The following is a 13,108-nucleotide window of genomic DNA, read 5'->3' as shown; positions in this document are numbered from 1 at the left end:
CCGCGATGTTTAACAAAATTCTGGTGGTGTGCGTGGGGAACATTTGCCGTTCCCCCACGGCTGAAAGGCTGTTGAAAAATTACCAGCCTGCGTTAACGGTCGACTCCGCAGGGCTGGGCGCGCTGGTCGGAAAAGGTGCCGACGAACGTGCCGCAAGCGTTGCCCTTGAGCATAACCTCTCACTCGACGGGCACGTTGCCCGTCAGGTCTCTGGCCGGATGTGCCGGGAATATGACCTGATCCTCGCGATGGAAAAACGCCACATTCACGCGCTGTGCGATATCGCACCGGAGATGCGCGGCAAGGTGATGCTGTTTGGTCACTGGGATGGTGAGCGCGAAATTCCCGATCCGTATCGCAAGAGCCGCGAGGCCTTTGAGGCGGTATACACCTTACTAGACCAGTCTGCCCGTCAGTGGGCGCAGGCACTGAAAGCTCAGCAGGGATAACAATGACAGAAAAAACAAGACCTTCTGCCGCCCCGACGTCGGGCAGTGATGAAATCGATATCGGTCGCCTGGTCGGGACCGTTATTGAAGCGAAATGGTGGGTGCTGGGTATTACCGCCATCTTTGCCGTGGCGGCGATCGTTTATACGCTGTTCGCGACGCCTATTTACAGCGCCGACGCGCTGGTGCAGATCGAACAAAATACCGGTAATTCGCTGGTTCAGGATATCGGCTCGGCGCTGGCCAACAAGCCGCCGGCATCGGAAGCCGAAATTCAGCTGATTCAGTCGCGCCTGGTACTGGGCAAAACGGTTCACGACCTGGGGCTGGATATCGCGGTCACCAAAAACACCTTCCCGGTGTTTGGCGCAGGCTGGGATCGCCTGATGGGGCGCAGTAACGATACGGTAAAAGTGACCGACTTCGTGATCCCAAAAGGGGCAGGGGACCAAACCTTTACCCTGACCGTGCTGGGACCAAAACAGTATCAGCTGACCAGCGACGCGGGCTTCAGCGCGCGCGGCGAGGTGGGGCAGATGCTGACTAAAGAGGGCGTCAGCATCAAGGTCAGCGCAATTCAGGCGCATGAGGGCGGGGAGTTTACGGTCACCAAATTCTCGACGCTCGGGATGATCAACAACCTGCAAAACAACCTGACCGTCACCGAAAACGGCAAGGACACCGGCGTTCTGAGCATGACCTTCACCGGTGAAGACAAGGATCAAATTCGCGACATCCTCAATAGCATCACCCGCAACTATCTGGAGCAGAACGTTGAGCGCAAGTCAGCGGAAGCCGCAAAAAGCCTGGCGTTTCTCAGTAAACAGCTGCCGGAGGTGCGCGCCCGTCTGGATGACGCTGAGAACAAGCTGAACGCGTACCGTCAGGACAAGGATTCCGTCGATCTGCCGCTGGAGGCGAAATCGGTTCTCGACTCCATGGTGAATATTGATGCGCAGCTGAACGAGCTGACCTTCAAAGAGGCGGAGATTTCCAAGCTCTATACCAAACGTCACCCGGCGTACCGCACTTTGCTGGAGAAACGTCGTACCCTGGAAGAAGAGAAGGCGAAGCTGAATGACCGCGTGACCGCGATGCCGAAGACGCAGCAGGAAATTGTACGCCTGACGCGTGATGTGGAATCCGGCCAGCAGGTTTACATGCAGCTGCTGAACAAACAGCAGGAGCTGAAAATCACCGAAGCCAGCACCGTCGGCGACGTGCGTATCGTTGACCCGGCGATTACCCAGCCGGGCGTGCTGAAGCCGAAGAAGGCGCTGATTATCCTCGGCAGCATTATTCTCGGCCTGATGCTTTCCATTGTCGGCGTGCTGCTGCGCTCGCTGTTCAACCGCGGTATCGAAAGTCCGCAGGTGCTGGAAGAGAACGGGATCAGCGTGTACGCCAGCATCCCGCTCTCCGAGTGGCAGAAGTCCCGTGACAGCGTCAAAACCGTTAAGGGCGTCAAGCGTTACAAACAGAGCCAGCTGCTGGCCGTGGGTAACCCGACTGACCTGGCGATTGAAGCGGTGCGCAGCCTGCGTACCAGCCTCCACTTCGCCATGATGCAGGCCAAAAACAACGTCCTGATGATGACCGGCGTTAGCCCATCAATCGGTAAAACCTTCGTCTGCGCCAACCTGGCGGCGGTGGTGAGCCAGACCAACAAGCGCGTGCTGCTGATCGACTGCGACATGCGTAAGGGCTACACCCACGAGCTGCTGGGGACCAACAACGTTAACGGACTGTCGGAAATCCTGCTCGGTAAAGGGGAAATCAGCGAGAGCGCCAAGCCGACGTCGATTCCGAAATTTGACCTGATCCCGCGTGGCCAGGTGCCGCCGAACCCGTCTGAACTGCTGATGAGCGAGCGCTTTACGCAGCTGATTGAGTGGGCGAGCAAAAACTATGACCTGGTGCTGATCGATACCCCACCAATTCTGGCGGTCACCGACGCTGCCGTGGTAGGGCGTCATGCGGGCACCACGCTGATGGTCGCACGCTATGCGGTGAACACCCTGAAGGAAGTGGAAACCAGCCTGAGCCGCTTTGAGCAGAACGGTATTGAGGTGAAGGGGGTCATTCTGAACTCCATCTTCCGCCGCGCGACCGGGTATCAGGATTACGGCTATTACGAGTACGAATACAAGTCTGACAGTAAATAACAAAATGCACCCCACACCCCTCACCCTAACCCTCTCCCCAAAGGGGAGAGGGGACTGTTCGGTGCTGGATTTGGGGGACGAACGTAATGATAACCACTGGATGCCTTTCACCCTCTCCCCTATGGGGAGAGGGCCGGGGTGAGGGGAAAATATGACCACACAACGCCCTTTGATTTCTATCTATATGCCGACATGGAATCGTCAGCAGCTGGCGATCCGCGCGATTAAATCGGTCCTGCGTCAGGATTACGATAACTGGGAACTGATTATCGTGGATGACTGTTCCTCCTCTTACGAACAACTGCAAAAGTTTGTTGAAGACCTGAACGACCCGCGCGTGGTGTACACCCACAACGCCATCAACTCCGGGGCGTGTGCGGTGCGCAACCAGGCGATTATGCAGGCGAAAGGGCAGTATCTGACCGGTATCGACGACGATGACGAATGGACGCCAAACCGTCTGTCGATCTTCCTGTCGCACAAAGCGCAGCTGGTGACCCACGCGTTTCTGTATGCCAATGACTATGTCTGCCAGGGCGAGGTCTATTCGCAGCCGGCCAGCCTGCCGCTGTATCCGAAATCACCGTATTCCCGCCGCCTGTTCTACAAGCGCAACATTATCGGCAACCAGGTGTTTACCTGGGCATGGCGCTTTAAGGAGTGCCTGTTCGATACCGAGCTGAAGGCCGCGCAGGATTACGACATTTTCCTGCGGATGGTGGTGGAGTACGGCGAGCCGTGGAAGGTGGAAGAGGCCACGCAGATCCTGCACATCAATCACGGGGAGATGCAAATCACCTCGTCGCCGAAGAAATTCTCGGGCTACTTCCATTTTTACCGCAAGCACAAGGACAAGTTTGACCGTGCCAGCCGGAAGTATCAGCTCTTCACCCTGTATCAGATCCGTAACAAGCGCATGAACTGGCGCACGTTGCTGACGTTGCTGTCGGTACGTAACGGCAAGCGTCTGGCTGACGGGCTTCGGGGGAAATAATGTTTCTGGAAGATTGTCGCGCTAACAGCTGGAGCCTGCGCCCGTGCTGCATGGTTCTGGCCTACCGTATTGCGCACTTTTGCTCGGTGTGGCGCAAAAAAAATGTGCTGAACAATATCTGGGCCGCGCCGGTGCTGGTGCTGTACCGCATCATCACCGAATGCTTTTTTGGCTATGAAATTCAGGCCGCAGCCACCATTGGCCGCCGCTTTACCATTCATCACGGTTATGCGGTGGTCATCAACAAGTTCGTCGTCGCGGGTGATGATTTCACCATTCGCCACGGGGTGACGATCGGCAACCGCGGGCCGGACAGCCTGGCCTGCCCGGTCATCGGCAATAACGTCGAGCTGGGCGCCAACGTGGTGATGATCGGGGACATTACCGTGGGCAATAACGTGACGATTGGCGCAGGCAGCGTGGTGCTGGACAGCATTCCGGACAACGCGCTGGTGGTGGGCGAGAAAGCCCGCGTGAAGGTGATAAAATGAACATTCTGCAATTTAACGTACGCCTCGCAGAGGGCGGGGCGGCAGGCGTAGCGCTGGATCTGCACCAGCGCGCGCTGCAAAAAGGATTACAGTCGCGCTTCGTTTACGGTTACGGCAAAGGTGGCAAGAAAAGCGTCAGCCATGATAACTATCCGCAGGTGCTGAAGCAGACGCCACGTCTGACCTCCATCGCCAATATCGCGCTGTTCCGCCTGTTCAACCGCGACCTGTTCGGCAACCTGAATAATCTCAACCGCACCGTCACCCGCACTCGCGGCCCGGTTGTGCTGCACTTTCACGTGCTGCACAGCTACTGGCTGAATCTGGAAGAGGTGGTGGCGTTTTGTGGCAAGGTGAAGGCGCATAAGCCGGATACCCGATTCGTCTGGACGCTGCACGACCACTGGAGCGTGACCGGACGCTGCGCCTTTACCGACGGCTGCGAAGGCTGGAAAAATAACTGCCAGAAATGCCCTACGCTCAGCAACTACCCGCCGGTGAAGGTCGATCGCGCGCATCAGCTGGTTGAGGGTAAGCGTCAGCTGTTCCGCGATATGCTCTCGCTCGGCTGCACCTTCATCTCTCCAAGCCAGCACGTGGCGGATGCTTTTAATAGCCTGTACGGAGCAGGGCGCTGCCAGATCATCAACAACGGTATTGATGTGGCGACGGAAACGATCCTGGCCGAACTGACGCCCGTAGCCGTTACCGCCGGTAAGCCGAAAATTGCGGTCGTCGCCCATGACCTGCGTTACGACGGCAAAACCAACCAGCAGCTGGTGCGCGACATGATGGCGCTCGGCGACAAGATTGAGCTGCATACCTTTGGCAAATTCTCCCCGTTTGAAGGCGCTAACGTGGTGAACCACGGGTTTGAAACCGACAAACGCAAACTGATGAGCGCGCTGAACGGTATGGACGCGCTGGTGTTCAGCTCCCGCGTGGACAACTACCCGCTGATCCTGTGCGAAGCGCTCTCCATCGGCGTGCCGGTGATTGCCACCCACAGCGACGCCGCGCGGGAAGTGCTGGAGAAATCGGGCGGTAAAACCTTCAGTGAAAACGAGGTGCTGCCGCTGGTGCAGTTGTCGAAGGCTGATATCGCGCAGGCTGTTTTTGGCACTGACCTGGAATCGTTCCGCAACCGCAGCCGTAAAGCGTACAGTGGACAACAGATGCTGGAGGAGTATGTCTCGTTCTATCAGAATCTGTAGTTATCTGCTGCTGCCGCTGATCTACCTGCTGGTCAACGTTAAGATTGCCCAGCTCGGTGAAAGCTTCCCGATCACTATCGTCACCTTCCTGCCGGTTCTGCTGTTGCTTTACGTTGACAAGCTTAACCTCAAAAAGCTGATGATTGCGCTGGGCATCGGGTTTGGTCTGACGGCGTTTAACTACATCTTTGGTCAGTCGCTGGACGCCAGCAAATATGTCACCTCCACCATGCTGTTTGTTTATATCGTTATCATTATTGGCATGGTGTGGAGTATTCGCTTTAAAACTATTTCTCCGCACAATTATAGGAAAATCCTCAGGTTCTTTTATATTGTCGTCGGGCTGATTGTTGTGCTTGCGGCAATGGAGATGGCGCAAATTATTCTCACAGGCGGCAGTAGCCTGATGGAAATAATTTCGAAATATCTTATATACAGTAACAGCTATGTACTGAACTTCATTAAGTTTGGTGGCAAGCGTACAACCGCGCTCTATTTTGAACCGGCGTTTTTTGCTCTGGCATTAATCTCAATTTGGCTCAGCATCAAACAGTTCGGTATCAAAACCCCCAAGACCGATGCTATGATTCTTGCAGGAATCGTTCTGTCAGGGTCGTTCTCCGGGGTAATGACGTTTATTCTGTTTTACCTGCTGGAGTGGGCGTTCCAGTACCTGAACAAAGAGGCGATTAAGAAAAAACTGCCGCTGGCGATAATCTCTCTGACGGTATTTTTAGTGGGCGTGATATTTGCGTTTCCGTACATTTCTGAGCGTCTGGGTGATTTGGGAACGGAAGGGTCATCGTCCTATTATCGCATCATTGGTCCACTGGTGATGGTGGGTTATTCCTTAACCCATATAGATGGCGTAGTAAGATTCGGCTCACTTTATGAATATGTTGCATCATTCGGAATCTTTAACGGTGCGGATGTCGGTAAAACCATAGACAATGGTCTGTATCTGTTAATTATCTATTTTTCCTGGTTCGCCGTACTGTTGACACTGTGGTATCTGTTTAAAGTTTTCAAAATGATGATTAACGCGTTTGGTGATAACCAGAACTTTCGCGTGCAACTTTATCTGTTCACACCGGTGTCGTTGTTTTTTACCGGGTCAATATTTAGCCCGGAATATGCATTCTTAATTGTATGTCCGTTTATTTTGCGCAAGGCGCTGAATATTACGAGCGTATGACGAAATGAGGTGATTTATGTTTCTTAGCGTCATTACTGTCGCCTTTCGTAACTACGAAGGGGTGGTAAAAACCTGGCGCTCGCTGCGCAACCTGGCGCGCGATCCGAGCCTCACGTTTGAGTGGATCGTGGTCGATGGCGGCTCGAACGACGGCACGGCGGAGTTCCTGGAAAAACTCAACGATGAGTTTAACTTACGTTACATCAGCGAGAAAGATAAAGGCATTTACGATGCCATGAATAAAGGCATCAACATGGCGCAGGGGCGTTACGCCATCTTCCTCAATTCCGGCGATGTGTTCCATGAAGATGTGGCGCTGTTTGCCCGTCAGCTGGTGCGCCAGAAAGAAGATGCCATGTTTATCGGTGATGCGCTGCTTGATTTCGGCGAGGGGAAAAAAGTGCTGCGCGGTGCGAAACCAGGCTGGTATATCTACCACAGCCTCCCGGCCAGCCATCAGGCTATTTTCTTCCCAATGAGCGGCCTGAAAAAACAGCCTTACGATTTGCGCTATAAAGTGTCATCAGATTATGCCCTGGCCGCCAGCCTTTACAAATCTGGCTACCCGTTCCGTCGAATTAAAGGACTGGTATCTGAATTTTCAATGGGCGGCGTGTCAACCTCAAATAATCTGGAACTGTGCCAGGATGCAAAAAACGTGCAGCGTAAAATATTACGCGTGCCAGGGTTCTGGGCGGAATTATCTTATTTCTTACGTCTGAAAACGACGGGTAAAGCGAAAGCCTTATATAACAAAGCCTGAGATATAAGGAAACGTAATGCAGGAATTAAATGGATTCTCCGTACCGAAAGGTTTTCGGGGCAGGAGCGGTATTAAAGTTCAACTGTGGTGGGCTGTACAGGCAACGTTATTTGCCTGGTCGCCGCAAATACTGTACCGCTGGCGCGCATTTTTACTGCGTCTGTTTGGCGCAAAAATAGGAAAAAACGTAGTCATTCGACCTTCGGTGAAAATTACTTATCCCTGGAAATTAACACTTGGGGATTACGCCTGGGTTGGGGATGACGCGGTGTTATATACCCTTGGTGAGATTACGATTGGCGCAAATTCGGTGGTTTCACAGAAGTGTTATTTGTGCACCGGTAGCCACGATTTTATGAGCCCGCATTTTGATATTACCGCTTCGCCTGTTGTGATCGGTGAAAAATGCTGGCTGGCAACAGACGTCTTTGTTGCACCCGGTGTTTCTGTTGGCGATGGCACGGTAGTCGGTGCCCGCAGCAGCGTTTTTAAATCGCTTCCGGCAAATAAAATTTGCCGTGGCAACCCCGCAGTGGTGATACGCGAACGCGTTGAAACTGATTAAATTCATAAGTAGAGGAATATAAACATGTCTAAAGTCGCTCTCATCACCGGCGTTACCGGGCAGGATGGTTCTTACCTGGCAGAGTTACTGCTGGAAAAAGGGTATGAAGTTCACGGTATTAAGCGTCGTGCCTCTTCATTTAATACCGAGCGTGTCGATCATATTTACCAGGATCCTCACGCGGCGAACCCGAAATTCCACCTGCATTACGGCGACCTGACCGATACCTCCAACCTGACCCGTATCCTGCAAGAAGTACAGCCGGATGAAGTGTACAACCTGGGGGCGATGAGCCACGTTGCGGTTTCCTTCGAGTCCCCGGAGTACACCGCTGACGTGGACGCCATGGGTACGCTGCGTCTGCTGGAAGCGATTCGCTTCCTGGGTCTTGAGAAGAAAACCCGTTTCTACCAGGCATCCACCTCTGAGCTGTACGGTCTGGTGCAGGAAATTCCACAGAAAGAGACCACGCCGTTCTACCCGCGTTCTCCGTACGCTGTGGCGAAACTGTACGCCTACTGGATCACCGTGAACTACCGTGAATCCTACGGCATGTACGCCTGTAACGGCATTCTGTTCAACCACGAATCTCCACGTCGCGGCGAAACCTTCGTGACCCGCAAAATCACCCGCGCGATCGCTAACATCGCTCAGGGCCTGGAGTCTTGCCTGCACCTCGGCAACATGGATTCCCTGCGTGACTGGGGCCATGCGAAAGACTACGTGAAAATGCAGTGGATGATGTTGCAGCAGGAGCAGCCAGAAGACTTCGTGATTGCGACCGGCGTGCAGTACTCCGTACGTCAGTTCGTTGAGATGGCTGCGGCACAGCTGGGCATCAAGCTGCGCTTCGAAGGCACCGGCGTGGAAGAGAAGGGTATCGTTGTTTCCGTGACCGGCCATGACGCACCGGGCGTGAAGCCAGGCGACGTGATTGTCCAGGTTGATCCGCGTTACTTCCGTCCTGCTGAAGTGGAAACCCTGCTGGGCGACCCAACCAAAGCGCACGAGAAGCTGGGCTGGAAACCAGAAACCACCCTGCAAGAAATGGTATCCGAGATGGTGGCCAAAGATCTTGAAGCAGCGAAAAAACACTCCCTGCTCAAGTCTCATGGCTACGAGGTTGCCATCGCGCTGGAGTCCTGAGAATGACAAAACAACGTATTTTTGTCGCCGGTCATCGCGGAATGGTGGGTTCCGCGATTGTTCGCCAGCTGGAACAGCGCGGTGACGTGGAGGTGATTGTTCGCACCCGCGACGAGCTGAACCTGCTTGACAGCAAAGCGGTGCAGGACTTCTTCGCCAGCGAACGTATCGACCAGGTGTATCTGGCGGCGGCGAAGGTGGGCGGCATCGTCGCTAACAACACCTACCCGGCGGATTTCATCTACGAGAACATGATGATTGAGAGCAACATCATTCACGCGGCGCATCTGCACAACGTGAACAAGCTGCTGTTCCTCGGCTCATCTTGTATCTACCCGAAAATGGCGAAGCAGCCGATCGCCGAGAGCGAACTGTTGCAGGGCACGCTTGAAGCCACCAACGAGCCGTATGCGATTGCCAAAATTGCCGGGATCAAGCTGTGTGAATCCTACAACCGTCAGTATAACCGCGACTATCGCTCGGTGATGCCGACCAACCTGTACGGACCGCACGACAACTTCCACCCGAGCAATTCCCACGTGATCCCGGCGCTGCTGCGTCGTTTCCACGAGGCGACTGCCGAAAACGCCCCGGACGTGGTCGTGTGGGGCAGCGGTACGCCAATGCGCGAGTTCCTGCACGTGGACGATATGGCGGCGGCCAGCATTCACGTCATGGAGCTGGATCGCGAAGTGTGGCAGGAAAACACCGAGCCGATGCTGTCGCACATTAACGTCGGGACCGGCGTGGACTGCACCATTCGCGAGCTGGCGCAGACCATCGCGCAGGTGGTGGGCTACAAAGGACGCGTGGTGTTTGACGCCACCAAACCGGACGGCACGCCGCGCAAGCTGCTGGACGTGACCCGTCTGCATCAGCTGGGCTGGTATCACGAGGTCTCACTGGAGCAGGGGCTGGCCAGCACCTACCAGTGGTTCCTGGAAAACCAGCACCGCTTCCGGGGGTAATGATGTTTTTAAGTCAGGAAGATTTTGCCACGGTAGTGCGTTCCACTCCGCTCATCTCAATTGATTTGATCGTGGAGAACGAACGCGGCGAGTTCTTGCTGGGGAAACGAACCAATCGTCCTGCACAGGGCTTCTGGTTCGTGCCCGGCGGGCGCGTGCAGAAGGATGAGACGCTTACCGATGCGTTTGAGCGTCTCACTCTGGCGGAACTGGGCCTGCAACTGCCGATGGCAGCGGGCCAGTTTTACGGGGTCTGGCAGCACTTCTATGACGATAACTTTTCAGGCACCGGGTTCACCACGCACTACGTCGTGCTGGGGTTCCGCCTGAAGGTGAGTGAGGCAGACCTGCGTCTGCCTGATTCTCAGCATGACGATTACCGCTGGTTAACGCCAGAGGCGCTGCTGGCAAGCGACAACGTCCATGACAACAGTCGGGCGTACTTCCTTGCGGAACGTCAGGCCGAGGTGCCAGGTCTATGAAAATCCTCGTCTACGGAATTAACTACTCGCCGGAGCTTACCGGTATCGGGAAATACACCGGCGAGATGGTCGAGTGGATGGCGAGCCAGGGACATGACGTGCGGGTGATTACTGCCCCGCCGTATTACCCGGAGTGGAAGGTAGGCGAACGCTATTCCAGCTGGCGCTACCGCCGCGAAGAGGGCGCCGCGACCGTCTGGCGCTGCCCGCTCTACGTGCCGAAACAGCCCTCGACGCTGAAACGTTTAATTCATCTGGGCAGCTTTGCCCTGAGCAGTTTCTTCCCGCTGATGGCGCAGCGTCGCTGGAAGCCGGATCGCATCATCGGCGTGGTGCCGACGCTGTTCTGCACGCCAGGCATGCGCCTGCTGGGAAAACTCTCCGGCGCGCGCACCCTGCTGCACATTCAGGATTATGAAGTGGACGCCATGCTCGGGCTGGGTATGGCCGGGAAAGGCAAGGGCGGCAAGGTGGCGAAGCTCGCCAGCGCCTTTGAGCGCAGCGGCCTGCACAACGTGGATTACGTCTCGACCATCTCGCGCTCGATGATGAACAAGGCGCAGGAGAAGGGCGTCCCGGCGGAAAAAGTGATCTTCTTTCCGAACTGGTCCGAAGTGGCGCGCTTCCGCGATGTGACAGACCAGGACGCGCAGGCGTTGCGCGCGCAGCTCGGGTTGCCTGCTGAGCAAAAAATCATTCTTTACTCAGGCAACATCGGCGAAAAACAGGGGCTGGAGAGCGTGGTTGACGCCGCGCTTCAGCTGAGCGAACACCCGTGGATGTTCGTAATAGTCGGGCAGGGCGGTGGTAAAGCGCGGCTGGAAAAAATGGCCAGCGAGCGCGGACTGACCAACATCCGCTTCTTCCCGCTTCAGTCTTATGACGCGCTGCCCGCGCTGCTGAAAATGGCGGACTGCCATCTGGTGGTGCAAAAACGCGGCGCGGCGGATGCGGTGCTGCCGTCCAAGCTGACCAACATTCTGGCAGTGGGCGGAAATGCGGTGATTACGGCAGAAGCCGCAACAGAATTAGGCCAGCTGTGCAACAGCTACCCGGGCATTGCCGTTTGCGTAGAGCCTGAATCGGTTCCTGCGCTGGTGACCGGAATTGAGCAGGCACTCGCCATGCCAAAAGAGAACACGGTGGCACGTGAATATGCCGAACGCACGCTCGAGAAAGAGAACGTGCTGAGCCAATTTATTGCAGATATACGGGGATAAATCATGAGTCAAACCACTTTGTATCCGGTCGTAATGGCGGGTGGATCCGGGAGCCGGTTGTGGCCACTGTCCCGCGTGCTTTATCCAAAACAATTTCTGTGCCTGAAAGGCGACCTCACCATGCTGCAAACGACGGTTAACCGTCTGCACGGCGTGGAGTGTGAAAGCCCGGTGGTGATCTGTAACGAGCAGCACCGCTTTATCGTTGCCGAGCAGCTGCGCCAGCTGAACAAACTGACCGAAAATATCATTCTGGAGCCTGCCGGACGCAACACGGCGCCTGCCATTGCTCTTGCGGCGCTGGCAGCAAAACGCAGCAGCCCGGACTGCGACCCGCTGATGCTGGTGCTGGCGGCTGACCACGTCATCCAGCAGGAAGAGGCCTTCCGCGACGCGGTACGCGCCGCGATTCCTTACGCTGAGAACGGCAAGCTGGTGACCTTCGGCATCGTGCCGGATCTCCCGGAAACCGGCTATGGCTACATTCGCCGCGGCAGCGTTACGCCTGGTGAAGGCGACAGCGTGGCCTTTGACGTGGCGCAGTTTGTCGAAAAACCGAATCTGGAAACCGCGCAGGCGTATGTCGCCAGCGGTGAATACTACTGGAACAGCGGCATGTTCCTGTTCCGCGCCGGGCGCTACCTGGAAGAGCTGGAAAAATATCGTCCGGATATCTTAAGCGCCTGCGAAAAAGCGATGGCGGTGGTGGATCCGGATCTCGATTTTATCCGCGTGGACGAAGAAGCCTTCCTCGCCTGTCCGGAAGAGTCCATTGACTATGCGGTGATGGAACGTACGGCAGATGCGGTAGTGGTACCGATGGATGCGGGCTGGAGCGACGTCGGCTCCTGGTCGTCACTGTGGGAGATCAGCGCGCATACCCCGGAGGGTAACGTCCATCACGGGGATGTGATCAGCCACAAAACGGAAAACAGCTACGTCTACGCCGAATCTGGCCTCGTCACCACGGTAGGGGTGAAAGATCTGGTGGTCGTGCAGACCAAAGACGCGGTGCTGATTGCCGACCGTAATGCCGTGCAGGACGTTAAAAAAGTGGTGGAGAAGATCAAGGCCGATGGCCGTCACGAACACCATATTCACCGTGAAGTCTACCGCCCGTGGGGCAAATATGACTCCATCGACGCCGGCGAGCGTTATCAGGTGAAACGCATCACCGTGAAGCCGGGAGAAGGGCTGTCGGTGCAGATGCACCATCACCGCGCCGAACACTGGGTGGTGGTGGCAGGGACCGCCAAAGTGACCATCGACGGTGAAGTGAAGCTGCTCGGTGAAAACGAGTCCATTTATATTCCGCTGGGCGCCACGCACTGTCTGGAAAACCCGGGGAAAATTCCGCTCGACTTAATTGAGGTGCGTTCCGGCTCCTATCTGGAAGAGGACGACATCATCCGCTTCCAGGATCGCTACGGGCGCGTGTAGCACTCCGCATCATGCC

13 protein-coding genes are annotated in these 13,108 nt (G+C 55.6%); all 13 read left to right on the top strand.

Going from position 1 to position 13,108, the window contains the following annotated elements; genetic code table 11:
- Positions 1–5: 5 nt before the first annotated feature.
- The 13 genes from wzb to cpsB all read left to right on the top strand — a co-directional run bounded on the left by wzb (position 6) and on the right by cpsB (position 13,092).
- Positions 6–449, top strand: a complete 444-nt coding sequence (gene wzb, locus DD597_RS07540; RefSeq protein ID WP_003862078.1) for a low molecular weight protein-tyrosine-phosphatase Wzb — start codon at positions 6–8, stop codon at positions 447–449.
- A gap of 2 nt (positions 450–451) precedes the next feature.
- Positions 452–2,614, top strand: a complete 2,163-nt coding sequence (gene wzc, locus DD597_RS07535; protein ID WP_015572374.1) for a tyrosine-protein kinase Wzc — start codon at positions 452–454, stop codon at positions 2,612–2,614.
- A gap of 151 nt (positions 2,615–2,765) precedes the next feature.
- The gene (gene wcaA, locus DD597_RS07530; protein ID WP_017383272.1) at positions 2,766–3,608 is read left to right on the top strand and encodes a colanic acid biosynthesis glycosyltransferase WcaA; all 843 of its coding nucleotides are present in this window, start codon (positions 2,766–2,768) and stop codon (positions 3,606–3,608) included.
- Positions 3,608–4,099 carry a colanic acid biosynthesis acetyltransferase WcaB gene (gene wcaB, locus DD597_RS07525; protein ID WP_003863505.1) on the top strand — a complete coding sequence of 164 codons (492 nt, stop codon included), beginning with the start codon at positions 3,608–3,610 and terminating at the stop codon, positions 4,097–4,099. Before wcaA ends, wcaB begins: the two co-directional genes overlap by 1 nt.
- A complete protein-coding gene (wcaC, locus tag DD597_RS07520) occupies positions 4,096–5,313 on the top strand; it encodes a colanic acid biosynthesis glycosyltransferase WcaC (protein WP_129256065.1) in 1,218 nt (405 codons plus the stop codon). Before wcaB ends, wcaC begins: the two co-directional genes overlap by 4 nt.
- Positions 5,288–6,508 (top strand): colanic acid polymerase WcaD, encoded by a 1,221-nt coding sequence (gene wcaD, locus DD597_RS07515; protein ID WP_003863508.1) that lies wholly within the window; start codon positions 5,288–5,290, stop codon positions 6,506–6,508. Before wcaC ends, wcaD begins: the two co-directional genes overlap by 26 nt.
- Positions 6,509–6,524: 16 nt before the next feature.
- On the top strand, positions 6,525–7,271 hold the full coding sequence (wcaE, locus tag DD597_RS07510; protein ID WP_129256064.1) for a colanic acid biosynthesis glycosyltransferase WcaE: 747 nt from the start codon (positions 6,525–6,527) through the stop codon (positions 7,269–7,271).
- Between the two features lie 16 nt (positions 7,272–7,287).
- On the top strand, positions 7,288–7,836 hold the full coding sequence (wcaF, locus tag DD597_RS07505; protein ID WP_127675434.1) for a colanic acid biosynthesis acetyltransferase WcaF: 549 nt from the start codon (positions 7,288–7,290) through the stop codon (positions 7,834–7,836).
- 24 nt (positions 7,837–7,860) lie between these two features.
- On the top strand, positions 7,861–8,982 hold the full coding sequence (gene gmd / locus DD597_RS07500; RefSeq protein ID WP_003863514.1) for a GDP-mannose 4,6-dehydratase: 1,122 nt from the start codon (positions 7,861–7,863) through the stop codon (positions 8,980–8,982).
- A 2-nt stretch (positions 8,983–8,984) separates the two neighbouring features.
- The gene (locus DD597_RS07495) at positions 8,985–9,950 is read left to right on the top strand and encodes a GDP-L-fucose synthase (RefSeq protein WP_015572377.1); all 966 of its coding nucleotides are present in this window, start codon (positions 8,985–8,987) and stop codon (positions 9,948–9,950) included.
- A gap of 2 nt (positions 9,951–9,952) precedes the next feature.
- Positions 9,953–10,432, top strand: a complete 480-nt coding sequence (locus DD597_RS07490; RefSeq protein ID WP_003863519.1) for a GDP-mannose mannosyl hydrolase — start codon at positions 9,953–9,955, stop codon at positions 10,430–10,432.
- On the top strand, positions 10,429–11,652 hold the full coding sequence (gene wcaI / locus DD597_RS07485; RefSeq protein ID WP_129256063.1) for a colanic acid biosynthesis fucosyltransferase WcaI: 1,224 nt from the start codon (positions 10,429–10,431) through the stop codon (positions 11,650–11,652). The genes DD597_RS07490 and wcaI overlap by 4 nt, the downstream gene beginning before the upstream one ends.
- A gap of 3 nt (positions 11,653–11,655) precedes the next feature.
- Positions 11,656–13,092 (top strand): mannose-1-phosphate guanyltransferase, encoded by a 1,437-nt coding sequence (cpsB, locus tag DD597_RS07480; RefSeq protein ID WP_003863522.1) that lies wholly within the window; start codon positions 11,656–11,658, stop codon positions 13,090–13,092.
- Positions 13,093–13,108 lie beyond the last annotated feature (16 nt).

The sequence above is a fragment of the Enterobacter cloacae complex sp. 677-3DZ2D5B genome (genome assembly GCF_004136695.1).
GTDB lineage: Bacteria > Pseudomonadota > Gammaproteobacteria > Enterobacterales > Enterobacteriaceae > Enterobacter > Enterobacter hormaechei_C.
This window is presented reverse-complemented; position numbering and strand designations above follow the sequence as displayed.